This is a genomic window from Aeromicrobium sp. 10G20-16 (assembly GCF_055809665.1).
This window is the reverse complement of record NZ_CM147919.1, coordinates 460,273-483,597: the sequence shown is the minus strand read 5'-3', so window position 1 is coordinate 483,597 and position 23,325 is coordinate 460,273. Positions and strand designations below refer to the sequence as shown.

Here is a 23,325-nt window from a genome sequence, read left to right as displayed (position 1 = left end):
CTACTCGTCCTCGTCGATCAGGATCGTGACCGGCCAGTCGTCCGGGTAGTTCTCGGCGAGCTCGTCGTGCTGCTTGCGCAGCTTCTTGCGGCTTCGCTCGGACACCCGATCGCCGAAGACGGTGCCGAACAGGTGGTCGGTCTCGTGCTGGAGGCAACGGGCCAGCAACCCGGTGCCGTCGAACTCGACCGGTGCGCCGGTGTGGTCGACGCCCGTGACGCGGGCCCGGTCGGGCCGCGAGCACTCCGTGAAGGCACCGGGCAGGGACAGGCAGCCCTCGTCGGCGGTCTCCAGCTGGCGGTCCTTGCCCTCGGGCAGGGACAGGACGGGATTGCACACCACGCCGGTGACCCGGTTGTCGTCGTCGTCCGGGCAGTCGAACACGAAGACCTTGAGGTCGACGCCGACCTGGTTGGCCGCGAGTCCGACTCCGTGGGCGGCGTACATCGTGGCGACCATGTCGGCGACCAGCGTGCTGAGATCGTCGTCGAAGGACGTGATGTCGGCCAGCTCGTGATGCATGACGGGGGTTCCCCACCGAGTGATCGGGCGGATCGAGCCGCCGGTGGGAAGAGGGCGGGACTGGTCGCTGTCGGGCACCGAAACAGCCTACCGAAGCCCGTTGACGTGTGACTTCGGATACCATGGGTATGCAAGGTGTAACTGTTAGTTACAGTTGTCGTTGTCCTCGATGGAACCCTCACCCCGAACTCGCCCGATTGAAGGAGCGTCCCGTGGCCACCAGCAAAGACCCCATGGCCCTTGGCCTGGCGGTGCTCAACCGCATCGCCAGCTCACCGGCGATCGACCGTCTCGGCCTGCGCAAGAGCACCGAGAAGGCCGTCTACCAGGGCGCCAAGAACGGCTTCCAGGTCGCTGCGGCAGCCGGTCGCACCTTCAAGAAGGTGAAGGGGTCCGGTGATCCCCAGCGCCAGAAGCGCTCCGGCGGATCCGGCGTCTTCGACCTGACGCCCACCGAGGACCAGCAGATGATGGTCGAGGTCATCAACGAGTTCGCCGCCGAGGTGCTCCGTCCCGGAGCCAGCGACGCCGAGGACACCAACACCACCCCCAAGGAGGTGCTGGCGCAGACCTCGGAGTTCGGTCTGACGCTGCTGAACATCCCCGAGGAGCTCGGCGGACTCAGCGAGGAGCGGTCGGCCGTCACCGGTGTGCTGGTCGCCGAGGCCCTGGCCGAGGGCGACATGGGTCAGGCCGTCGCCTGTCTGGCACCGTCCGCCGTGGCCACCGCGATCTCCCTGTGGGGCTCGGACGCCCAGCAGCAGACCTACCTGCCGGCCTTCGCCGGCGACGACGTGCCCGCGGCCGCTCTCGCGGTCGCTGAACCCCGTCCGCTGTTCGATCCGTTCGCGCTGCAGACCACGGCCGAGAAGACCGACACCGGCTACCGGATCAACGGCGTCAAGTCCGCCGTGGTCCGCGGCACCGAGGCCGAGCTGTTCGTGGTGGCCGTCGACATCGACGGCACGCCCACCCTGGTGCTGCTGGAGTCCAGCGCGCCCGGCCTCACCATCCAGGACGACCCGAGCATGGGTCTGCGCGCCGCAGGTCTGTCCCGACTGATCCTCACCGACGTCGAGGTGTCGGCCGACGCAGTCCTCGGTGACGGCTCGATCGACGACTACCGCGAGTGCATCCGGCTGTCGCGACTGGCCTGGGCCGGCCTGGCCATGGGCACGGCCAAGGCGGTGCTCCACTACGTCAAGCCCTACGTGAAGGAACGGCAGGCGTTCGGCGAGCCCATCGCGAACCGGCAGTCGGTGGCGTTCATGGTGGCCAACATCGCCATCGAGCTCGAGGGCCTGCGTCTGGTGACGCTCAAGGCGGCCTCGCGCGCCGAGCAGGGCAAGGACTGCGCCCGCGAGATCGCGCTGGCCCGCCGCCTCGCGTCCGAGTACGGCATGAAGATCGGCACCGACGGCGTCCAGCTGCTCGGTGGACATGGATTCGTCAAGGAGCACCCCGTCGAGCGTTGGTACCGCGATCTGCGCGCCGTCGGCCTCATGGAAGGAGCAGTCCTCGTCTGAGGACGGACCACATCATGATCAATCTCGACACCCCCAACAAGTTCCGCGCCTTCATCAAGCAGGCCCACGATGTGGCCGACAACTTCCTGCGCGCCAACTCGCGCAAGTACGACCTCGCCGAGCACTCCTACCCCAAGGAGCTTGACCTGCTCGCCTCGCTGGTCGACGGCATGGGCGACTCCGGCCAGGGCCAGGGCGCCGGAGCCGCCGGCGTCCGTCGTGACGAGGACGCCTCCGACGACGGCTCCAAGGTCAAGAACGGCACCAACATGTCGTCGGTGCTGTCCATCATCGAGATGTGCTGGGGCGACGTGGGCCTGCTGCTCTCGATGCCGCGACAGGGCCTGGGCAACTCGGCGATCGCCTCGGTGGCCAACGCCGAGCAACTCGAGCGCTTCAAGGGCACGTGGGCCTCGATGGCCATCACCGAGCCCAGCTTCGGCTCCGACTCCGCCGCCATCACCACCACGGCGGTCAAGGACGGCGATCACTACGTCCTCAACGGCGAGAAGATCTTCGTCACGGCCGGCGAGCGTTCTGACTCCGTCGTCGTCTGGGCCACGCTCGACAAGAAGCTCGGCCGTGCCGCGATCAAGTCGTTCCTGGTCACCAAGGACACACCGGGCATCCGGGTCGAGCGCCTCGAGCACAAGCTCGGCATCCGCGCCTCCGACACGGCCGTCATCGTGCTCGACAACTGCCGCGTGCCGGCCGAGAACCTGCTGGGCAACCCGGAGATCGACACCAAGGAAGGCTTCGCCGGCGCCATGGCGACCTTCGACAACACGCGTCCGCTGGTGGCGGGCATGGCGGTCGGCTGCGCCCGCGCAGCGCTCGAGGACACCCGTCGCCTGCTCGAGGAGGCCGGGGTCGAGATCGACTACGACCGCCCGCTCTCGACGCAGTCGCACGCGGCCGCCACGTTCATCTCGATGGAGGCGGACTGGGAGTCGGCACTGCTGCTGACCCTCGAGGCCGCGTGGCTGGCGGACAACCGCAAGCCCAACTCCATGGAGGCGTCCATGGCCAAGGCCAAGGCCGGGCGGGTCGGCAACGACATCACGCTGCGCTGCGTGGAGCTGGTCGGCACCCTGGGCTACAGCGAGACCGAGCTGATCGAGAAGTGGAGCCGCGACTCCAAGATCCTCGACATCTTCGAGGGAACGCAGCAGATCCAGCAGCTGATCGTGGCGCGCCGCCTGCTCGAGCTGAGTTCGTCCCAGCTTCGCTGAGGCGGTCACTAGACTGAGATCATGACGCAGGAAGTTTCGGAGTTCATCGACGTCGACGTCGAGCTCGCTCGGTTCCTCAGGCGGGTGCGCGTGCAGTCGCTGAGGCGTCTCGAGGAGATCCACCCGAAACTGGACTACGGGACGTTCCTGTTCCTCATCATGATCTGCGACGCCGAGGAGGGCATCCGCGGCTCCGAGTTGGCCGATGCGCTCGGCGTGCACAAGTCGACCGCCAGCCGCGCCATCGCGGCGCTGGAGCGCATGCACCTCGTGACGCGCATTCCGGACCCGGACGACGGGCGTGCGCAGCTGCTGGTCGCCGAACCGGTCGCCACCCGCGCCATGGAGGAGTATCGGCAGACGTCGCGTGCTCGGCTGGGCGCGATCCTGTCCGACTGGACCCATGACGAGATCGAAGGCTTCGCGCGCTCGATGGCTCGGCTCAACGACTCCGCCGAGGGGCTCAGCTGAGGATCTTCCACCTGGCGCTGCCTCATGAGTGGGAGGCTGCCCAGGGTGCGGGGGAGTACCGGGTCTCGACCCGGGGCATGACGGTGGACGAGGTCGGATTCATCCACTGCTCTCGTCCCGACCAAGTCGAGGGAGTCCGGGAGCGGTACTACGCCGACGTCGATGAGCTGGTGCTGCTCACGATCGACACCGACCTGCTCACCTCGCCGTGGCGTTTCGAGGCGGTGGGCGACGACGAGTTCCCCCACATCTTCGGGCCGATCGACCTGCCCGCCGTCGTGGAGACGACCTCGGTAGGGTCGACGTCATGACTCAGAAGCCTGAAATCGACTTCATCGAGGGCCCCGCGCCCACCGAGCTACAGATCAGCGACCTCATCGAGGGAGACGGCCCCGAGGCCGTTCCCGGCGGTGTCGTCGACGTGCACTACGTGGGTGTCGAGTTCGACACCGGCGAGCAGTTCGACGCCTCCTGGGACCGCGGCCAGTCCGCGAACTTCCCCCTCCCGCAGCTGATCGCCGGTTGGCAAAAGGGCATCCCCGGCATGAAGGTCGGCGGCCGCCGCCAGCTGGTGTGCCCGCCCGAGCTCGCCTACGGCCCCGCCGGTGGTGGACACCGCCTCAGCGGCAAGACGCTGATCTTCGTCATCGACCTGCTCGGAGTCGGCTGACTCCAGGCGGCCCACGGCGCGCGAGCGGGCTGTTCGCCAGGGAGCGGAGCGACCGTAAGGCCGAAGGCCGAGGCGAACCACAGCCGACCGACGTGAGGTGGTCTCGCCTCGGTCGCTGGCGCTCCCTCACGTTCCTCGCAGAGCTCGTCACTGGCGAGCGAGTTGTTCGCCAGGGAGCGCAGCGACCGTGAGGCCGAAGGCCGAGGCGAACCACAGCCGACCGACGTGAGGTGGTCTCGCCTCGGTCGCTGGCGCTCCCTCACGTTCCTCGCAGAGCTCGTCACTGGCGAGCGAGTTGTTCGCCAGGGAGCGCAGCGACCGTGAGGCCGAAGGCCGAGGCGAACCAAGCTGTCAGGCTCGCTGTCGCCTCGGTCGCTGGCGCTCCCTCACGTTCCTCGCAGAGCTCGTCACTGGCGAGCGGGTTGTGCGCCAGGGAGCGCAGCGACCGCGAGGCCGAAGGCCGAGGCGAACCACAGCCGACGGGTTTGCGGTGGTCTCGCCGGGCGAGCGGGTTGTTCGCCAGGGAGCGAAGCGACCGTGAGGCCGAAGGCCGAGGCGAACCAAGCTGTCAGGCTCGCTGTCGCCTCGGTCGCTGGCGCTCCCTCACGTTCCTCGCAGAGCTCGTCACTGGCGAGCGGGTTGTGCGCCAGGGAGCGCAGCGACCGCGAGGCCGAAGGCCGAGGCGAACCACAGCCGACGGGTTTGCGGTGGTCTCGCCGCGCGAGCGGGTTGTTCGCCAGGGAGCGAAGCGACTGTGCCCTTCGCTTCGCTCACGCTCCGCTAGGGCCCGCTCCGCGAGGCGAACCAAGCTGTCAGGCTCGCTCTCGCCTCGGTCGCTGGCGCTCCCTCACAGTCGGCCCCGAGCGGCCTCATGGGCGGCTAGAGCGCGTCGACCAGTGCCGTCACGCGCTTGACGGAGACCGGGAACGCGGTGCGCAGGTTCTGGGCGAGCAGGCCGATGCGCAGCTCCTCGAGGGCCCAGCGGACGTGCTGCACGTCGGGGGCGAGCCGGGCCCACGAGCTCAGGTCCGCCGTGGCGGTGTGGAAGCGGGCCTCGAGCTCCTGTGCCGCGAGCAGATCGTCGGTCAGGGGCGCATCGAGCCGTCTGCGCGCTGCCTGCAGGTACAGCGGCAGCCGCCGCAGCTGCGCCACCCCGGTGTCGCGCACGAACCCGGGGTACACCAGCCAGGACAGCTGCACCCGCACGTCCTCGCCCGCCTCGGTGTCCGGGAGCGGCTCGAGGTCACCCAGGGCGCGCAAGGTCATCAGGACGCTCTGGACGGCCTGTTCCGTGGCCTCGTAGGCATCCGCACGCACCACGTCGTGCAGCAGCGAGAACGACGCCTCGTCCCACGCGGGACCGTGGTTCTGGACGACCAGGGCGTCCAACGCGGCCAGCCAGCACTCCTCGATGACCTCGGCAGCGTCGCGATGCGGTCCGGTCGAGAGGAGCAGCTTGGCGTGCAGGTCCAGTGATCGGCCCAGGTGCGTGACGGGGTTGGGCAGCGCGAATGACAGCAGCCGGGCCTGGCCCTTGACCATCGCGACGGCCTGCTCGGCCGGCGTGTCGAGGATGCGCAGGCCCACCGAGCTGCCTTCGTCGACGAGTGCCGGGTACCCGGTGACCTGACCGGCCGTGACCTCGACGTCGATGGTGCCGACGTCCCACGTGCGAATCCCGGAGCGTTCCTCACGACGGGCGACCTTGGCCAGGTCGGCCCGCAGGTGTCCGGCGAGGCTGTGGCGCAGCTCTGGCAAGTCCTTGCCACGCCCGATCTCCGCGCCGTTGTCGTCGATGACGCGGAAGGTGACGCGCAGATGGGGTGGCAGGGATGCGAAGTCGAAGTCGTCGGCGGCCACGACGGTGCCGTTCAGCAGCCGCATCTGGCGCGCGAGCTCCTCACTCAGGTCGTCGGACTCGGCGTCCATGGCCTCGACCAGCCGAGGGGCGAACTGACCCGCCGGCACGAACTCACGGCGCAGCCGCTTGGGCAGGCTGCGGATCAGCTCGGTGACCAGCTCGACCCGATGACCGGGCACGTGCCAGTCGAAGGCGCGTTCGTCGACGCTCAGCAGACGATCGATCGGCAGGTCGACCGTCACGCCGTCGTCCTCGAGACCGGGCTCGAACGCGTAGGTGAGGGGATAGGCCTCGCCGTCGGAGTGCCACTCGCGCGGGAACTCGTCCTCCGCGTCGTCGCTGGAGTGGCTGAGCATGGCGGGATCGAACGTCAGCAGCTCGGGGGAGTCGCGGCGGGTCTTCTTCCACCAGCTGTCGAAGTGACGCACCGACACGACGTGCTCGGGCACTCGCTGGTCGTAGAACGCGTAGAGCGTGTCGTCGTCGACTCGCAGGTCGCGGCGCCGCAACCGGTCCTCGAGCTGTTCGACGTCGGCGATCAGCTTCTGGTTGCGCTCCCAGAACCGGTGATGCGTACGCCACTCGCCCTGCACCAGGGCGTGCCGGATGAACAGGTCGCGTGCAACCACGGGGTCGACTCGCCCCAGCTGCACGACCCGGTCGGCGACGATCGGCACCCCGAACAGCAGGACCTTCTCGTGGGCCATCGCCGAACCGCGACGCGAGGACCAGTGCGGCTCGGAGTACGACCGGTTGACGAGGTGCTGGGCTGCGTCCTCGACCCACTCCGGCTCGATCTTCGCGGCGGTGCGACCCCACAGGCGGCTCGTCTCGACGAGCTCGCCGACCATCACCATGCGCGGCGGCTTCTTGGCCAGTCCCGAACCGGGGAAGATCATGAACCGCGCCTGCCGCGCTCCGAGGAACTCGCGACCGTCACTCTCACGCAGACCGATGTGCGACAGCAGACCCGCCAGCATCGCCTGGTGAATCCGGTCGGGGTCCGAGCCGATCGAACCCGGCTTGAGGCCCAGGTCCTTGGCGGTCCGGCGCAGCTGGGAGTGCACGTCCTGCCACTCGCGGATACGCAGCCAGTGCAGGTACTCGTCGCGACACAGGCGGCGAAACGCCGAGCTGGACAGCTCATCGCGCTTCGTGCGGATGTACCGCCACAGCGTCAAGTACGACAGGAAGTCCGACTGCGGCTCACGGAACCGGCTGTGCTTCTCGTCGGCGGCCTGCTGGTGGTCCAACGGGCGTTCTCGAGGGTCCTGGATCGACATCGCGGCGACGATCACCAGCACGTCGGCCAGACAACCCAGCCGGTCCGCCGCCAGGAGCATTCGAGCCAGGCGAGGATCGGTGGGCAGGGTCGACATGCGTCGACCGATCTTCGTCAGGCGGTTGCCGCCCACGCGCGAGGTGTCGAGCGCACCCAGCTCGTACAGCAGGTTGAGGCCGTCGCTGACGGCCCGCGAGTCGGGCGGGTCCAGGAAGGGGAACTCGGCGATGTAGCCGAGGTCGAGCGATGCCATCTGCAGCAGCACGGAGGCGAGGTTGGTGCGCAGGATCTCCGGATCGGTGAACTCGGGCCGTCCGTCGAAGTCCTCCTCCGAGTACAGGCGGATGCAGATGCCGTCGGCCACACGTCCGCACCGGCCAGCCCGCTGGGCCGCGCTCGCCTGCGAGATGGGCTCGATCGGCAGTCGCTGCACCTTGAGGCGCTGGCTGAATCGCGAGATGCGGGCCACCCCGGTGTCGATGACGTACCGAATGCCCGGGACGGTCAGCGAGGTCTCGGCCACGTTGGTCGACAAGACGATGCGGCGCCCCGGATGGCTGCTGAAGATCTTCTGCTGGTCCGCTGCGGCCAGGCGTCCGTACAGCGGCACGATCTCGGTGTGCGGATACTTCTTGCCCGCCAGGTGATCCGCGGCGTCGCGGATCTCGCGCTCACCGGACAGGAAGACCAGGATGTCGCCGTGGGCGGGCAGATCGCTGATCGCCAACGCGATGGCTTCGAGGTCGTCGTCCGCGCCGGTCTCGAGTCGGGGCTGGTAGCGGATCTCGACCGGGTAGGTGCGTCCGCTGACCTCGATGATCGGGGCGTCGAACATCTCCGCGAACCGCTCCACGTCGATGGTGGCCGACGTGATGATCACCTTGAGGTCAGGACGCCGGGGGAGCAGCTTCTTGAGGTAGCCCAGCAGGAAGTCGATCGACAGCGACCGCTCGTGCGCCTCGTCGATGATGACCGTGTCGAAGCGCGAGAGTTGCCGGTCACGCTGCAGCTCGGCCAGCAGCAGGCCGTCGGTCACCAGCCGGATGACGGTGGCGTCGCTGGTCTGGTCGTCGAAGCGGACGGCGTAGCCGACCTCTGCGCCCAGCTCGACCTGGCACTCCTCGGCGATGCGCTTGGCCACGCTGCGCGCCGCGATGCGACGCGGCTGCGTGTGGGCGATCGAGGTGCGGCCCAGCTGGTGGGCGATCTTGGGCAGCTGGGTGGTCTTGCCCGATCCGGTCTCGCCCGCCACGACGACCACCTGGTGGTCACGGATCGCCGCGGAGATGTCCGCGTGACGCTCCGCGATGGGCAGGGCAGGGTCGAAGGTGATCTTCACCGCGCCGCCACTACCTCAGCCCCAACGCGTCCGCGAACAGCAGATATCCGACGAACGCGACGACGTCGAGGATGGTGTGGGCGATGATCAGGGGCAGGACGCGTCGGGTGCGATGGAACCAGTAGCCGAACACCAGGCCCATCACGAAGTTGCCGATGCCCGGGCCGACGCCTTGGTACAGGTGGTAGCTGCCGCGTAGCGCGGCGGCCGCGACGATGGTCGCGGCGGTGGTCCAGCCACGCTGTCGAAGGCGCGTCATCAGGAAGCCGATGACGATGACCTCTTCGACGATGGCGTTCTGGGCGGCCGACAGGATCAGCACCGGAACGGTCCACCAGTAGGAGATGTCGGGTGCGGCGATCACCTGTGCGGTGATCCCCAGGGCGCGACCGGCGGCGTACAGGCCGAGGCCCGGGAGCCCGATCACTGCGGCCAGCGCCGCGCCCCAGAGCAGGTCGAAGCCGGGGCGAGTGCGGTCGATGCCGATGCGCGACGCCACGCTCTCGCGGACGTCGTCGCGCGACAGCAGGTACAGCGCGAGAGCCACCGGCACGAGGGCGAACCCGATGCCGAGGATCTGGTAGACGAAGTCGAAGACCTGCCGGTTGTCGAGCGACCCGTTGAGCGTGGCCGTCTGGTTCTTGATGCCGCCGGTCAGCGTGGCCTTGCGGATCAGGCTGACGATCGAGTAGACGCCGGACGCGCCCAGCGAGACGCCGAGGACGATCCAGATCTCGACCGCCTGATCGCGACGGTCGGCCGACTCGCTCAAAGGTCGTTGGTGGCGAAGGTGTCGCAGCTGTTGACGTTGCCACTGTCATAGCCGGCCGTGAACCACTTCTGCCGCGACGCGCTGGATCCGTGCGTCCACGTCTCGGAGTTCACGCGTCCACCGCCGAGCGTCTCCTGGATGTGGTCGTCACCGACGGCCGCAGCGGCCGAGAGTGCCGAGTCGATGTCGTCCTGGGTGAGCGGGCGCAGGAACGTCTCGCCGTTGGCGTCCTTGGTGGTGGCGGCGTTCTTCGCCCAGACGCCGGCCATGCAGTCGGCCATCAGCTCGACCCGCACGCCGCCGCTCTGCGGCCCGGTCCGACCGTCCTGCGCCTTGGCGAGGATGCCGAGCAGGTTCTGGATGTGGTGGCCGTACTCGTGTGCGACCACGTACTCCTGCGCGAGCGCGCCACCGTCGGCCCCGAATCGGCTCGTGAGCTCGTCGAAGAAGCTCGCGTCGATGTACACCTGCTGGTCCGACGGGCAGTAGAACGGCCCGGTCTGGTTCGATGCCGTTCCGCACGCGGACTGCGTGGAGCCGGAGTACAGCACGGTCTTCGCCGGCGAGTACTGCCGCTGGACGTCGGCTGGCAGCGCTTCGGACCAGTAGGCCTGCACGCTGTTGACCGTGCCGATGACCCGGCAGGTGTCGTCGCGGTTGGCGTCGGCGCCGGTGCGGCACTCGGAGAAGTCGACGCTCGAGGCGTTCGATCCGCCTGGAGCCACCTGACTCGTGCCGAAGGGGTCGGAGCCGGTGATGCCGCTGGTGTCGATGCCGAGGAGCGCGCCGATGAGGATGATCACCAGACCACCCACTCCGCCGCCGATGACAGCTCCGGTCCGTCCGCCTCCGCCGCCGCCGGTGACCTGGCTCGTGTCGAGCGAGGCTCCTTCGTTGAAGCTCATGGCGTGCAGTCTACGCAGGCGCAGCAGGGCACCGGCCTCTACTGTCAGGGCGTGACCGCGACTTCCACCACGACCAGTGGACCCCCGTCAGACGCCGACTTCGGCCTGAAGTTCTCCGAGGCCGACGCCGGCCGGCTGCGCGGGCTGCGGCGCATGCGAGCGCTCGCCCTGTCCCTGCTGGTGCTGGCCGCGATCGTCTTCGCCCTGACGCACGACCGCGGCGGCGCATGGGGGTACGTCGAGGCCGCCTCGGAGGCCGCCATGGTGGGGGCGATCGCGGACTGGTTCGCGGTGACCGCGCTGTTCCGGCACCCGTTGGGCCTCCCGATCCCGCACACCGCGATCATCCCGAACCGCAAGGCTGCGCTCGGCGCGAGCCTCGAGGAGTTCGTCGCCGAGAACTTCCTGCGATCGGACGTCATCCGCGAACGCATCGACTCCGCACAGGTCAGTCGGCGAGCGGGAGAGTGGCTGGTGGCAGACGACCACGCGCGGCGGATCGTCGACGAGGGGTCGCAGGTGCTGGCCGACGCCTTGTCGTACGTGCAGGAGCGCGACGTCGCCGCGATCATCGAGCAGGCTCTCATTCCCCGTCTGGTCGAGGAGCCGCTGAGCCCTGCGGTGGGACAGCTGTTGGAGGAGGTCCTGCGCGACGGCGCCCACACCGGGCTGGTCGACCTCGTCCTGGACGAGCTGGGGCGGTGGCTGACCGACCACGAGGGCGAGGTGTCGGCGCTGATCGAGAACCGGGCGCCCAGCTGGACGCCTGAGTGGGTCGACCGACGCGTCGCCACGTGGGTGCACGCGCAGGTGGTCGAGTGGGTCGGTGAGATCAGTCGCGTCCCGAACCATCCGGCGCGCCAGGCCGTGGACGGCTGGTTGGGCGACATGGCTCGCGACCTGCAGCACGACCAGGACACGATGGACCGCTTCGAGGCGCTCAAACGACGCATGCTGGTCCAGCCTCGGGTGGTCGACACCTCGATCGCACTGTGGGACGCGCTGCGCCGCGCGGTGATCGGCTCGCTGGGTGATGAGTCGGGGCTGCTGCGCAGGCGGGCGCTCGAGGAGCTGGAGTCGTTCGGGCGCCGGCTGATGACCGACGACGTCCTCGCCCGGCGCATCGACGCACGCATCAGCGACGTGTCGGCCTACGTGATCGAGAACTACGGGACCGAGATCGCCACCGTGATCTCGGTGACGGTGAACAGGTGGGACGGCAAGGAGACCGCGGAGCGGATCGAGCTGCACGTGGGACGCGACCTGCAGTTCATCCGCATCAACGGGACGGTCGTCGGTGGTCTGGCCGGTCTGGTCATCTACTCGATCTCGTCGCTGTTCTGACCCCAGCTGGCCGGCCCCACATGTGGACAAGATGTGGGTAACTTCAGGCGACCTGTGGGTGAACACCCACAGTCTGTGGGTAAGCCTGTGCACAGACCAGATGCCCAAGAAATAGTCTGAAAAAGCTGCAGAAAAGCCTTGCGCGAGGTGGCGCCGGAGGCATACAAATGTCTCACGCACTTCTTCGGAAATGCGGGAACGGAAACAGATTCGAACCCATGGTCGGCGGCGCAAGCCAACGACAGCAGGCCGGTGATGCGGCAGGCGGGGGAGAAGACGTTTCCCGGATGGAGGAGACCATCACGCTCGTCCACTGAGAAGCCCCGGGAAACTCATACTTTCCCGGGGCTTCTTCCATGTTTGCAGCCGTCACGAGCTGTGTCCACCGCGATTCGGTCACACCGCGGTCGTTTGCTAGAGTTCATTGCTGCCCCTCGCGGGGCGTCACTCGTCCGGGTGGCGGAATGGTAGACGCGCTAGCTTGAGGTGCTAGTGCCCGGTTACGGGCGTGGGGGTTCAAGTCCCCCCTCGGACACTCAAGACCCTCACACTCTCGCCGGTGTGGGGGTTTTGTTCGTCACCGACCTTCGCCTCGTGGCCGTCAGGCGTAGCGTTGACGGCGTGACTGCTCCCACCGTGGCAACCGTCGGCGAACTGCGAACCTCCGGACACGTGCACAAGACGCTGCGTGCCGAGATCCGCGACAACCTCCTCTCGGCCCTCGCCGAGGGGCGCGACCCCTGGCCGGGCCTGCATGGTTTCGAGGCCACGGTCATCCCGCAGCTGGAACGCGCGCTCATCGCCGGCCACGACATCGTGCTGCTCGGCGAGCGTGGCCAGGGCAAGACCCGTCTGCTGCGCACCATGGTGGGGCTGCTCGACGAGTGGTCGCCGGTCATCGAGGGTTCCGAGCTCGGTGAGCACCCCTTCGAGCCGATTTCGGCCGCCAGCCAGCGTCGCGCCGCCGAGCTGGGCGACGACCTCCCTGTGGTCTGGCGTCACCGCGACGAGCGCTACGCCGAGAAGCTGGCCACGCCCGACACCTCCGTGGCGGACCTGATCGGCGACGTCGACCCGATGAAGGTGGCCGAGGGCCGCAGTCTCGGCGATCCAGAGACCATCCACTTCGGACTCATCCCGCGCAGCCATCGCGGCATCGTGGCCATCAACGAGCTGCCCGACCTCGCCGAGCGCATCCAGGTGGCCATGCTCAACGTGATGGAGGAACGCGACATCCAGATCCGCGGCTACGTGCTCCGGCTGCCGCTGGACGTGCTGGTCGTGGCCAGCGCCAACCCCGAGGACTACACCAACCGCGGCCGCATCATCACGCCGCTGAAGGACCGCTTCGGCGCCGAGATCCGCACCCACTACCCGACCGAGCTCGAGGCGGAGATCGCCGTGATCCGGCAGGAGGCCGAGCTCGTCGCCGACGTCCCGGACCACCTGGTCGAGATCCTGGCCCGGTTCACCCGCAACCTGCGGATGTCCAGCGCCGTCGACCAGCGCAGCGGAGTGAGCGCCCGCTTCGCCATCGCGGGTGCCGAGACGATCGCCGCGGCTGCCATCCATCGCGCCACCCGGCAGGGCGAGGACGTGGCCGTGGCTCGCCCGGTCGACCTCGAGACCGCCGTGGACGTCCTCGGCGGCAAGATCGAGTTCGAGAGCGGCGAGGAGGGACGCGAGGACGAGATCCTCGACCACCTGCTGCGCACGGCGACAGCCGAGACCGTCAGCGAGCACCTCGGCGGCATCGACTTCACCGTGCTGGTCGACGCCCTCGCCGGCGGTGTCATGGTGACCACGGGTGAGCAGGTCACGGCACGTGACTTCCTGGCCGGGCTGCCCGTCCTCGGTGAGTCCGAGATCTACGACGAGATCTGCAACCGGCTGAGCGCCACGAACGACGGCCAGCGAGCCGGTGCGATCGAGCTGGCTCTGGAGGGCCTGTACCTGGCCCGCGAGGTCAGCAAGGAGACCGGCGAGGGCGAGACCATCTATGGCTAGAGCCAACCGGCGCCTGACCCGGGGCGCACGCTACGGCGCCTACACGGGCGGACCGGATCCGCTGGCGCCCCCGGTCGACCTGTCCGAGGCCCTCGACGCCATCGGCGAGGACGTGATGGCGGGCTACTCGCCCGAGCGTGCGATGCGCGAGTTCCTGCGCCGCGGTGGCAGGGACCAGCGCGGTCTGGACGATCTGGCGCGGCGCGTCGCGGAGCGTCGGCGGCAGCTCACCGCCAAGCACAACCTCGACGGCACCCTGGCGGAGGTCCGTGAACTGCTCGACCAGGCCGTGCTCGCCGAGCGCAAGCAGCTGGCCCGCGACGTCGACATGGACGACTCCGCACGTGCCTTCGCCGAGATGCAGCTGGACAACCTGCCGCCGTCGGTGGCAGCGGCCGTCAACGAGCTGAACGGCTACGAGTGGAACAGCGCGGAGGCCCGCGAGGACTTCGAGAAGATCAAGGACCTGTTGGGCCGCGAGATGCTCGACCAGCGCTTCGCCGGCATGAAGCAGGCCCTCGAGAATGCCACCGACGAGGACCGCGCAGCCATCAACGAGATGCTCGACGACCTCAACGGTCTGCTCGAGGCTCATCGTCGTGGCGAGGACACCGACCAGCAGTTCTCCGACTTCATGGCCAAGCACGGCGACTTCTTCCCCGAGAACCCGCAGAACGTCGACGAGCTGCTCGACAGCCTCGCCCAGCGGGCCGCGGCCGCCCAGCGCATGCGCAACTCCATGACCCCTGAGCAGCGCGCCGAGCTCGACGCGCTCGCCACCCAGGCCTTCGGATCGCCGAGCCTGATGGAGTCGCTGGCGCAGCTCGACGGCAACCTGCAGGCGATGCGTCCGGGCGAGAACTGGGGCGGCTCGGAACAGATGGACGGGGGAGAGGGTCTCGGCCTCGGAGACGGCACGGGGGTCTTCCAGGACCTCGCCGACCTCGACCAGCTGTCCGAACAGCTGTCGCAGAGCTACAACGGCTCCAGCATGGACGACGTCGACCTCGACGCACTGTCGCGACAGCTCGGTGACGAGGCGGCCGTGGACGCCCGCACGCTGCAGGCCCTGGAGAAGGCACTGCGCGACTCCGGCACCATGAAGCGTGGCACCGACGGCCAGCTCAAGCTGACTCCCAAGGCCATGCGTCAGCTGGGCAAGGCGCTGCTGCGCGACGTGGCCGACAAGATGTCGGGACGCCAGGGCAACCGAGACCTGCGCCAGGCCGGCGCGGCGGGCGAACGCTCCGGCGCCACCCGCGAGTGGGCCTTCGGCGACACCGAGCCGTGGGACGTGACCAGGACGATCACCAACGCCATCACCAGGGCGGCCGGAGAGGGCAGGTCGACCGCCCACGGCGTGCAGATCGACATCGGTGACGTCGAGGTGCAGGAGACCGAGGCGCGCACCCAGGCGTGCGTCGCGCTGCTGGTCGACACCTCGTTCTCGATGGCGATCGACAACCGCTGGGTGCCGATGAAGCGCACCGCGCTGGCCCTGCACACCCTCATCACGAGCCGGTTCCGCGGCGACGACCTGCAGCTGATCGGTTTCGGCCGGCACGCCGAGGTCATGGACATCGAACAGCTCACCGCACTCGACGCCATGTGGGACAAGGGCACCAACCTGCACCACGCGCTGCTGCTGGCCAACCGGCACTTCCGCAAGCACCCCAACGCGCAGCCGGTGCTGCTAATCGTCACCGACGGCGAGCCAACGTCGCACCTGGAGGCCAGCGGCGACGTCTACTTCGAGTACCCGCCGCACCCGGTGACCATCGCGCTGGCGGTCCGCGAGCTGGACAACTCGATGAGACTGGGCGCCCAGACCACGTTCTTCCGGCTGGGCGAGGATCCCGGCCTGGCCCGCTTCATCGCGTCCATGGCGCACCGCGTCGGCGGCAGCGTGGTCGCCCCGGAGCTGGACGATCTCGGAGCAGCGGTCGTCGGCTCGTACCTCGGCTCCCGTCAGCCGGGCGGATTCGGCAGCATGGGTGACCTGTTCGGCGGTGGTCGCAGCTGGTGGGCCGGCTGACCCACGAGCCGCGTGAGTCACCGGAGGCAAGCGAGCTTCTCATGCTGGCCGGTTGTGGACATCTCTGATCGACGCAAGGGGAGTGTCAGAGGGGTGTTCTAGGTTGGAAACATGCAGCAATCGCAGGCAGATCCCGAGGTTCGGCTGGTCGCCGCTGCTCGGGCGCGTGCGGTGGCTGAGCATGCCGAGTGGGTCGAGATCCTCCGCTACTCGGACCGTCTTGCCGCCGAGCAGCGTCAGGAGGACGAGTACTTCCGCCGTCAGGCGTTGCTGCGCTCGATCCCGCTCGAGATCGGTGTCGCCACCCGCCAGTCCGAGGGCCAGGTCCACCGGATCCTGACCGCCGCCGAACGCCTGCGCGACCACACACCCACCGTCTGGGCCGCGTTCGCCGACGGTGTCCTCGACGGCAGGCGCGCCCAGCTGATCAGCGACACCATCGGACGCCTCCAACGCCCCGAATCCATCACCCGCCTCGACCGGCGCGTCATCGCCTACGCGGCCGACCACACCAGCATCGAGCTCAAGACCTGGCTGAAACGGTTCGTGGCCCGGGTCGAAGCCGACCTCGCCAACGAGCGCGCCGAAACACAACGAGCCGAACGGCGCGTCGTCGTCGAGCACGTCGACGACGCCATGGCCTGGCTGTCGGCCTACCTGCCCTCACACGTGGCTGCTGCGATCGACAAACGGCTCGACCGCGAAGCCAAGGCGTTCGAGCACGACGACCGGACCATCGCCCAGAGGCGGGCCGACCTGCTCGCTGCGTGGGCCACCACCACCGACAACGGTGAACCAGCCATCGGCGCCGATGTCGCGGTCGTGGTCCCCGCCACCACGTTGGTCGGTCTCACCGACGAACCCGCTGTCGCTGCGGACGGGACGTTCATCGTCCCCGCCCACTGGATCACCGACGACGCCGCGAACCCGTTCTGGCACAAGCTGCTCACCGACACAGGCGGCAACACCCTCGAACACCACTACGCCGGACGCTTCGCCCCCGACACGCTCCGCAAGGCGATCGCCTTCCGAGACGGCACCTGTCAGGCGCCGACGTGCACGACACCGGCCGACCGGTGCGAGTACGACCACCGACAACCCTGGCCCCACGGACACACCGTCGGGGCGAACCTCTGGCCACTGTGCGCCAGACACCACCAGATGAAGTCACACGACGTCATCCACTGGACACTGCCATCAGGCCAGACCGCCCCCGCCGAACCGGCTCAGCACGCCGCCTGAGGGACGATCAGGACGCTCCGTCGATGAACAGCTCGCCCTTTTGCTCCTTGAGGTCGAGCGTGACGTCCTCGGTGCGTCGTTCGCCGTCGAGGTCGTACGAGTACGTGTAGGAGACGGTCATCTTCGCGGCGTCGGCGCTGACCTCGCTGACGTCGAGGTTGCTCACCTTGGACCAGAACCCCGAGTAGCCGTCGAATCCGCCGCTCTTCTTCTGGTACTTCGATGTCAGCATCGCGAAGCCACGGGCCGGATCATTTGCGGCCGCCGTGAGGTAGTCCGTGGCGAAGCCCTCGAGGCGCGCCACCTCGGGGTCGGACTGGGCCACGGGAGTCGCCCCGGGAGACGACTGGCCGGCTGTCGCCTCCGCCGGGGGATCGGCGGCCGTTGCCGAGGGGTTGCTCCCGATCGACGTGGCCAGCAGCACGATGCCCAGGACCGCCGCGGCGGCCAGACCGGCAGTCCAGGCGAGACGGGAGGCCGAGGAGTCCCCGGCAGGCTGCGCGACGGGCGCTCCAAGCGGTCGGAAGGCGGTGGTCGGAGTCGGGTCGGCCTCGGTGGCGACCGCCGTCATCGCCTGGGTCGACTCAAGATCGAGGGCCGCCGCCGACACCTCACCGGTGGCGATCGCCTGCACCTCACGCATGGTGGGCCGGGCGTCCGGATCCTGCTGCATCATCGCAGCGACCAGCAGGCTCAGGTGGTCGTCGCCCTGCAGCCGTGGCGGTGCGTCGTGCACGATCTGGTACATCGTGCCGAGCACGTTGTCGCCGGACGTGTAGGGCGCGTGACCGGCCAACGCGTGAAAGATCGTCGCGCCGAGCGACCACACGTCGCTGGCCGCGGTGGCCGTATGGCCTGTGGCGACCTCGGGCGACAGGTACGCGGGCGATCCCGTCACGAGGCCGGTCTGGGTGAGCGAGGCATCGGCCTGTGCCCGGGCCACACCGAAGTCCGACAGCTTGGCCGTGCCGTCGCGCGTGAGCAGGATGTTCGAGGGCTTCACGTCGCGGTGCACGATGCCGTGCTCGTGGGCGGCGTGCAAGGCGCCGGCCACCTGGGCGACGACCGGGGCCAGCTCGTGCGGGTCGATGGGTCCACGTTCGGCCACCAGAGTTCCCAACGTCGGCCCGTCGACGTGCTCCATGACCAGCCACTGGCCCTGCTCGTCCGCGACGAGGTCGAACACCGCGACCACGTTGTGGTGGTTCACCCGAGCAGCAAGGTGGGCCTCTCGCTCGGCGCGCTCCAGGTCCGGCGACCCGCTGCCCGAGACCACACCGATCCGCTTGATGGCGACCGTCCGGTCCAGGAGGGTGTCGTGGGCCAGCCACACCGCTCCCATGCCGCCACGACCGATCTCGTGGTCCAGCTCGTACCGATCCGCCAACACGTCTGCTCCTGACCTCAGCCGTCCAATCTACGGGGCACGGCCTGACTGCGCCGATGCGCGCCCCCGCCTATTCGTGACCACCTGCCACGTCGCTCGTTGTTCACCAGGATCGGGGCACGAACGAAGGAGAACGGCGATGCGTGGAATCGCTCGGGTGGCTGCAGCCGCCATGGCGGTGGCGATCTCGACGGCATCGGTCGCGATGGCTCCAGGGGCCAGCGCGGCGACGCTCGACGTCTGTCCGTCCGGATGCACGTACGCAACGATCCAGGCAGCCGTCACGGCTGCCGCCGCCGGCGACACGATCACCGTCGGCGCGGGGACGTACTCCGAGTTCGGCATCGTCATCGACAAGCCGCTCACCATCGAAGGTGCCGGAGACTCGACCATCGTCGATGGCGGCGGCACCTCCGTGGGCTCGGTTCCGGGAATCTTCCGGATCCTGCCCGGAGACCCGCCCAAGGGCTCCGGGGACATCACGATCAGGAACATGCTGCTGCGCAACACCAGCAAGAACACCACCGCGACCGTCTACTTCGGCGTCTCCATCGGCGTGAAGCGCCCGACCACCGGCATCACTGGCATCACCCTCGACCGCCTGACGATCGAGGGCACGAACGACCCCGCCAAGCCCGACTACGGCGTCTATGCCGACAGCGGAGTCACCAGCGGCACCGACCGGCAGGCACCGCCGCTGACCATCACCAACAGCACCATCACGGGCACCCGGTACAACAACATCGGCGTCGACGGGTGGTTCGCTCCGGTCGAGATCTCCAACAACGACCTTCGCGAGGGCACCATCGGGAACTCGGCGCTGCTGGTGTTCAACGAGTACACGCCCAACCAGATCACCGCACCGGTCACGATCCACGACAACACCAGCGTCGGCCGACTGGTCTACGTCCGCAACATCGATCTCAGCCCGACCCTCGCGAGCCGCGGCGGATTCGCCGACGTGTCGGTCACCGACAACACCATCACCGATCTGGCCGGCTCCGACGCCGGCATCCTGGTGAGCACCAACTCGCCGGACGGCGCCCCGGCCACCCGGATCGGTCAGGTCGTGGTCACCGGCAACTCGATCCGCGGAGACGGGTCCTCGACCGGCACCACCGGCGTGCAGATCTCCGGCTACGTCGACAGCGCCACCATCGACGACAACGACATCGTGGGTGTGGGCAACGGCGTCGGCATCGCCACCGTCAAGGACCAGAACCCGGTCGAGGTCTCCGCGCAGCGCAATCGACTGTTCGCCAACGAGAACGGCGTCTCCAACCAGGCCACCACGGCTGCCGTCGCCACCGAGAACTGGTGGGGCTGCCAGGACGGACCGACCTCAGGGTCGGGGTACTGCTCGGTGGTGTCGAACACCGGCACCGGTTCGATCGACACCTCGACCTGGATCGTCACCAGCGCCGCCCTCGGCGCAGCCAGCGTCCCGGCCAACGGCACCACCGGTGTCGACGCCAACCTGACCACGTTGAGCTCGGGCGGTACGGCTCCACTGGGGGCGTTCTTCACCGGCCTCGCAGCCGCGTTCGAGGCCGACAACGGCTCCCTCTCGCCCGCCAGCAGCACCTTGGACGGTTCGCGCCAGGCGAGCAGCACCTACACCGCGCCCAGCACGGCCGGCGCCGACATCGTCACGGTCACCCTCGATCGAGCCGAGTTCCCGGGCCTGCCCGACGTCGCGGGAGCCCACTACGGAGCCGCCGTGGTCACCGGTGAACCGGTCGACCTTCCCTTGACCGTCACGCCGGTCGCGACCGACCCCGGAACAGGAAACGGCGGCACGGGTACGGGAGGAGCCGGCGGCGACGGCTCCAACGGCGGTAGCGGTGGTTCCGGCACCAACGACGGGGCGCTCCCGGACACGGGCAGTGACCTGGGGGGCTGGGAGCTCCTGCTGGCCGTCCTCATGGTGGCGGGCGGCGCATGGCTCGTGCGCCCGGCCAAGCCCGCGGGACGTCACCGTCTGACCTGATCGCGCGCGGCTACCGGGTCGCGGCGGCGTTCATGTCCGTGGACTCCCACGACGCCTTGGCGCCGGCGTGCCCGATCCGAGCGACCTGCACCGAGGTGCCGACGGCGGCGACCAGAGCCAGCACCGCGACACCCAGCACCAGCGGCCGCCGCAGTGACGCCCCAGCCGTGGCTCGCCGGTGCACGAAGTAGGCCGCAGCAGCGAAGACGGCCAGCCCGATCATCCACGGCAACAGCTCGTCGGCCATCCGGGTGTGGTCACGCACCAGGGCGGTGCGCTCCACGTGCTTCTCCAGCGTCTCGCCCGTCGATGTCGACAGCGGCACCAGGATCAGCCCGACGACGCTCAGGCCCAGGGGCAGTGGACCGGCCCACGCGCGGAAACGTGGCCACAGGACGGCCAGGATGACCGTCAGGGCGGCGAGCGGGATGATCACCACGGTGGCGTGCACCACGAGCGGGTGCAGCGGCAGGCCGTAGAAGTCGTTGGGCATGGATGTGTCCTCCTGAGGTAGGAATCCAGCCTCACAGCCCCCGAACGGCCGAACCTCAAGGCGACGTCAAATTGTCGTCAAAGTCGTGCGCGGTCGCGCCACGCGGCGGTGCACCAGAGCGCCCACGCCACGAGCACGGGCTGGAAGAACAACCGGATGACCCGCGCGCGGTCGGTGTCGAGGCCGAACGCGTCGTGGTGGGTCACCAGCTGGTTGATGTTGCCCGGAAGGATCAGCACGAAGTAGGCCGCCACCACCCAGCCCAGGACCACGCGGTGCCGCACGAGCAGGAGCAGCGCCAGCCCCAGCACCACCTCGACGAGGCCGGACACGACGATGATCGCGTCTTCGAACGGGAGCCAGTCCGGAACCTGCGCCGCGAACGTCTCACGGGCGAAGGTCAGGTGGGCCACACCGGCGACGGTGAGGAACAGTCCGAGGAGCCAGCGGCCGAGGGTGCGAAGGGTCATGGCGAGAGTCTCGCGCACCACGATGGCGCGGGCCGATACCGTCGGGGCCATGGACATCACCAACTCCGTCGCCCTGGTCACCGGCGGCGCCTCAGGACTCGGACTGGCCACCGTCGAGGCGCTCGTCGCCGCGGGCGGCAAGGTCGTCATCATCGATCTGCCGGGCTCGCCCGGAGAAGACGTCGCGGCACGCCTGGGCGAGAACGTGTGGTTCTGTCCCGGCGACGTCCGTGACGAGGCCGCCGTCACCGCGGCGCTCGACGCCGCCGACGAGCTCGGCGACCTGCGCATCACGGTCAACTGCGCCGGCACGGGCGACGCCATCAAGACCGTGGGCAAGAACGGCCCGTACCCGCTCGAGAAGTTCCAGCGCATCATCGAGATCAACCTGATCGGCACGTTCAACGTGCTGCGGCTCGCCGCCGATCGGATGAGCAGGCTCGACCTGGTGGGCGAGGAGCGTGGCGTCATCGTCAACACCGCCTCGGTGGCGGCCTTCGACGGGCAGATCGGTCAGGCCGCCTACTCGGCCAGCAAGGGCGGTGTCGTCGGCATGACCCTGCCGATCGCTCGTGACCTCGCGTCGTTGGGCATCCGTGTCATGACCATCGCACCGGGACTGTTCGAGACGCCGCTGCTCGCCAGCCTGCCCGAGGACGCGAGGGCCTCCCTCGGACAGCAGGTGCCGCACCCCCGCCGCCTGGGTCATCCGGTCGAGTACGCCCAGCTGGTGCAGCACATCGTCGAGAACCCCATGCTCAACGGCGAGACGATCCGCCTCGATGGCGCCATCCGCATGGCTCCCCGCTGATTCAGCGGAGCTCGTGGCCCTGGTACACCCGCACCCAGTCCACGAGGTAGTGGAAGTCGGGTCGGGTGTGCTCGTCGTCGGCCTTGCCCCAGTAGTTCGACCCGACCTGCATGTTGAGGCGGATGTGGAAGGTGTCGTCGAACGTCGGCCCGGTGAAGTAGTGCTTCGAGGTCAGCGGCACCATCGCGACGGTCTGCCCGTCGTACGTGTAGCGCAAGCATGTCGGCGACCACGTGACGCCGAACTCGTGAAAGCCCTGCCAGATCGGCTCGTTGTCCAGCCGCGGATGAGCCCGCCCCTGGGTGTGCTCGGTGCTGGACTTCTGGCTGGTGTCCTCCCAGGAGTTCCACTCGTACGACGGTGAGGGGTCGAAGTCGCGGATCGTCGGCGCTCCGTAGGACTCCATCGGGTCGATCTCGCCGAGCTCGTGGTCGGCGCGCAACCAGAAGGCGGGCCAGATGCCCCTCGACATCGTTGATCGGCTCGGCACCTGGGCACGCACGACGAAGGTGCCGTAGCGCTGACTGAACCGCCGATTGCTGGCTGCGTTTCCGTAGCCGGCGGTCTTGATGCTGTCGACGTAGCCGGTCGAGTAGTCCCGCACCCGGTTCCAGGCGTAGCGCGAGTCCGGCGTGGTGCGCCACTGGTCCTCGGGCAGCTTGCGCCCCGCGATGTCCAGCAGGCCATCGTGGACCGAGACGTTCTCACGCCTGATCAGCGCCTGGTCGAAGTCGAGGTGGGTGTCGTCGCGCACGCGCCAGCGAGTCGGATCGAGCTCGGTGCCGTCGAAGTCGTCGGCGAACGTCAGCGACCCCTGGGCCGGGTCTCGGAAGTCGATCGACTCGCACGATCGTGGCGTCAGCGGCACCGGCGGTTCGGTCAGCGTGTCGGCGGCGAGCGTCGTCGCGGCCAGGAGCCCCACGCCGACGGCACCGGCGCCGAGCAGGGTCCGAAGGCGCATGCCCG

At 68.8% G+C, this 23,325-nt stretch carries 19 protein-coding genes and 1 tRNA gene; 12 read left to right on the top strand and 8 right to left on the bottom strand.

Annotated elements, in window-relative coordinates; genetic code table 11:
- Positions 1 to 600, bottom strand: a complete 600-nt coding sequence (def, locus tag AC0L5F_RS02425) for a peptide deformylase (protein ID WP_473315020.1) — start codon at positions 598 to 600, stop codon at positions 1 to 3.
- A gap of 134 nt (positions 601 to 734) precedes the next feature.
- Here def and AC0L5F_RS02420 point away from each other — a divergent pair, with 134 nt between their 5' ends.
- The 5 genes from AC0L5F_RS02420 to AC0L5F_RS02400 all read left to right on the top strand — a co-directional run bounded on the left by AC0L5F_RS02420 (position 735) and on the right by AC0L5F_RS02400 (position 4,421).
- Positions 735 to 2,048: an acyl-CoA dehydrogenase family protein gene (locus AC0L5F_RS02420; RefSeq protein ID WP_473315019.1), complete on the top strand. Its 1,314-nt coding sequence runs from the start codon at positions 735 to 737 to the stop codon at positions 2,046 to 2,048.
- Positions 2,049 to 2,062: 14 nt separating this feature from the next.
- Positions 2,063 to 3,280 carry an acyl-CoA dehydrogenase family protein gene (locus AC0L5F_RS02415; protein ID WP_473315018.1) on the top strand — a complete coding sequence of 406 codons (1,218 nt, stop codon included), beginning with the start codon at positions 2,063 to 2,065 and terminating at the stop codon, positions 3,278 to 3,280.
- 21 nt (positions 3,281 to 3,301) lie between these two features.
- A complete protein-coding gene (locus tag AC0L5F_RS02410) occupies positions 3,302 to 3,751 on the top strand; it encodes a MarR family winged helix-turn-helix transcriptional regulator (RefSeq protein ID WP_473315016.1) in 450 nt (149 codons plus the stop codon).
- A gap of 77 nt (positions 3,752 to 3,828) precedes the next feature.
- A complete protein-coding gene (locus AC0L5F_RS02405; protein WP_473315015.1) occupies positions 3,829 to 4,062 on the top strand; it encodes a DUF952 domain-containing protein in 234 nt (77 codons plus the stop codon).
- Complete coding sequence (locus tag AC0L5F_RS02400) at positions 4,059 to 4,421, top strand: FKBP-type peptidyl-prolyl cis-trans isomerase (RefSeq protein WP_473315014.1); 363 nt, start codon at positions 4,059 to 4,061, stop codon at positions 4,419 to 4,421. The genes AC0L5F_RS02405 and AC0L5F_RS02400 overlap by 4 nt, the downstream gene beginning before the upstream one ends.
- 879 nt (positions 4,422 to 5,300) lie before the next feature.
- Here the strand turns inward: AC0L5F_RS02400 and hrpA are convergent.
- The 3 genes from hrpA to ypfJ are packed head-to-tail and all read right to left on the bottom strand — an operon-like array spanning position 5,301 to position 10,580.
- Complete coding sequence (gene hrpA, locus AC0L5F_RS02395) at positions 5,301 to 8,903, bottom strand: ATP-dependent RNA helicase HrpA (protein ID WP_473315013.1); 3,603 nt, start codon at positions 8,901 to 8,903, stop codon at positions 5,301 to 5,303.
- A gap of 10 nt (positions 8,904 to 8,913) precedes the next feature.
- Positions 8,914 to 9,675, bottom strand: coding sequence for a CPBP family intramembrane glutamic endopeptidase (locus AC0L5F_RS02390; RefSeq protein WP_473315012.1), 762 nt, complete (start codon positions 9,673 to 9,675; stop codon positions 8,914 to 8,916).
- Entirely contained in the window at positions 9,672 to 10,580 is a 909-nt protein-coding gene (gene ypfJ, locus AC0L5F_RS02385) for a KPN_02809 family neutral zinc metallopeptidase (RefSeq protein ID WP_473315011.1), read from the bottom strand. Before ypfJ ends, AC0L5F_RS02390 begins: the two co-directional genes overlap by 4 nt.
- 51 nt (positions 10,581 to 10,631) lie before the next feature.
- Here ypfJ and AC0L5F_RS02380 point away from each other — a divergent pair, with 51 nt between their 5' ends.
- The 5 genes from AC0L5F_RS02380 (at position 10,632) to AC0L5F_RS02360 (ending at position 17,208) form a co-directional block, all read left to right on the top strand.
- Entirely contained in the window at positions 10,632 to 11,924 is a 1,293-nt protein-coding gene (locus AC0L5F_RS02380; RefSeq protein ID WP_473315010.1) for a DUF445 domain-containing protein, read from the top strand.
- Positions 11,925 to 12,374: 450 nt separating this feature from the next.
- Positions 12,375 to 12,459, top strand: a tRNA-Leu gene (locus AC0L5F_RS02375).
- Positions 12,460 to 12,545: 86 nt separating this feature from the next.
- Positions 12,546 to 13,931, top strand: a complete 1,386-nt coding sequence (locus tag AC0L5F_RS02370) for a magnesium chelatase ATPase subunit I (protein ID WP_473315009.1) — start codon at positions 12,546 to 12,548, stop codon at positions 13,929 to 13,931.
- The gene (locus AC0L5F_RS02365; protein WP_473315008.1) at positions 13,924 to 15,966 is read left to right on the top strand and encodes a vWA domain-containing protein; all 2,043 of its coding nucleotides are present in this window, start codon (positions 13,924 to 13,926) and stop codon (positions 15,964 to 15,966) included. The genes AC0L5F_RS02370 and AC0L5F_RS02365 overlap by 8 nt, the downstream gene beginning before the upstream one ends.
- A 111-nt stretch (positions 15,967 to 16,077) precedes the next feature.
- Positions 16,078 to 17,208, top strand: coding sequence for an HNH endonuclease signature motif containing protein (locus AC0L5F_RS02360; protein WP_473315006.1), 1,131 nt, complete (start codon positions 16,078 to 16,080; stop codon positions 17,206 to 17,208).
- Between the two features lie 7 nt (positions 17,209 to 17,215).
- On the opposite strand, the gene AC0L5F_RS02355 is transcribed toward AC0L5F_RS02360, so the two are convergent.
- On the bottom strand, positions 17,216 to 18,598 hold the full coding sequence (locus AC0L5F_RS02355; protein ID WP_473315005.1) for a serine/threonine-protein kinase: 1,383 nt from the start codon (positions 18,596 to 18,598) through the stop codon (positions 17,216 to 17,218).
- Between the two features lie 154 nt (positions 18,599 to 18,752).
- Here AC0L5F_RS02355 and AC0L5F_RS02350 point away from each other — a divergent pair, with 154 nt between their 5' ends.
- Positions 18,753 to 20,585, top strand: a complete 1,833-nt coding sequence (locus AC0L5F_RS02350; RefSeq protein ID WP_473315004.1) for a right-handed parallel beta-helix repeat-containing protein — start codon at positions 18,753 to 18,755, stop codon at positions 20,583 to 20,585.
- A 10-nt stretch (positions 20,586 to 20,595) separates the two neighbouring features.
- Here the strand turns inward: AC0L5F_RS02350 and AC0L5F_RS02345 are convergent, their stop codons facing one another.
- Both AC0L5F_RS02345 and AC0L5F_RS02340 read right to left on the bottom strand, forming a co-directional pair.
- A complete protein-coding gene (locus AC0L5F_RS02345; protein WP_473315003.1) occupies positions 20,596 to 21,078 on the bottom strand; it encodes a DUF2231 domain-containing protein in 483 nt (160 codons plus the stop codon).
- A gap of 77 nt (positions 21,079 to 21,155) precedes the next feature.
- Positions 21,156 to 21,548, bottom strand: a complete 393-nt coding sequence (locus AC0L5F_RS02340; protein ID WP_473315002.1) for a DoxX family protein — start codon at positions 21,546 to 21,548, stop codon at positions 21,156 to 21,158.
- 49 nt (positions 21,549 to 21,597) lie between these two features.
- On the opposite strand from AC0L5F_RS02340, the gene AC0L5F_RS02335 reads away from it, so the two are divergent.
- Positions 21,598 to 22,359, top strand: a complete 762-nt coding sequence (locus AC0L5F_RS02335) for a 3-hydroxyacyl-CoA dehydrogenase (protein ID WP_473315001.1) — start codon at positions 21,598 to 21,600, stop codon at positions 22,357 to 22,359.
- A 1-nt stretch (position 22,360) separates the two neighbouring features.
- Here AC0L5F_RS02335 and AC0L5F_RS02330 read toward each other — a convergent pair whose 3' ends face one another.
- Positions 22,361 to 23,320, bottom strand: a complete 960-nt coding sequence (locus tag AC0L5F_RS02330) for a glycoside hydrolase family 16 protein (RefSeq protein ID WP_473315000.1) — start codon at positions 23,318 to 23,320, stop codon at positions 22,361 to 22,363.
- Positions 23,321 to 23,325: the final 5 nt, after the last annotated feature.

Excerpts from the sequence above, each read along its gene's own strand:
- AC0L5F_RS02330 (WP_473315000.1), bottom strand. The coding sequence starts at position 23,320 with ATGCGCCTTCGGACCCTGCTCGGCGCCGGTGCCGTCGGCGTGGGGCTC.
- AC0L5F_RS02410 (WP_473315016.1), top strand. The coding sequence starts at position 3,302 with ATGACGCAGGAAGTTTCGGAGTTCATCGACGTCGACGTCGAGCTCGCT.
- ypfJ (WP_473315011.1), bottom strand. The coding sequence starts at position 10,580 with ATGAGCTTCAACGAAGGAGCCTCGCTCGACACGAGCCAGGTCACCGGC.
- AC0L5F_RS02345 (WP_473315003.1), bottom strand. The coding sequence starts at position 21,078 with ATGCCCAACGACTTCTACGGCCTGCCGCTGCACCCGCTCGTGGTGCAC.
- AC0L5F_RS02365 (WP_473315008.1), top strand. The coding sequence starts at position 13,924 with ATGGCTAGAGCCAACCGGCGCCTGACCCGGGGCGCACGCTACGGCGCC.
- AC0L5F_RS02335 (WP_473315001.1), top strand. The coding sequence starts at position 21,598 with ATGGACATCACCAACTCCGTCGCCCTGGTCACCGGCGGCGCCTCAGGA.
- AC0L5F_RS02360 (WP_473315006.1), top strand. The coding sequence starts at position 16,078 with ATGCAGCAATCGCAGGCAGATCCCGAGGTTCGGCTGGTCGCCGCTGCT.
- AC0L5F_RS02340 (WP_473315002.1), bottom strand. The coding sequence starts at position 21,548 with ATGACCCTTCGCACCCTCGGCCGCTGGCTCCTCGGACTGTTCCTCACC.
- AC0L5F_RS02400 (WP_473315014.1), top strand. The coding sequence starts at position 4,059 with ATGACTCAGAAGCCTGAAATCGACTTCATCGAGGGCCCCGCGCCCACC.
- AC0L5F_RS02415 (WP_473315018.1), top strand. The coding sequence starts at position 2,063 with ATGATCAATCTCGACACCCCCAACAAGTTCCGCGCCTTCATCAAGCAG.
- AC0L5F_RS02405 (WP_473315015.1), top strand. The coding sequence starts at position 3,829 with ATGACGGTGGACGAGGTCGGATTCATCCACTGCTCTCGTCCCGACCAA.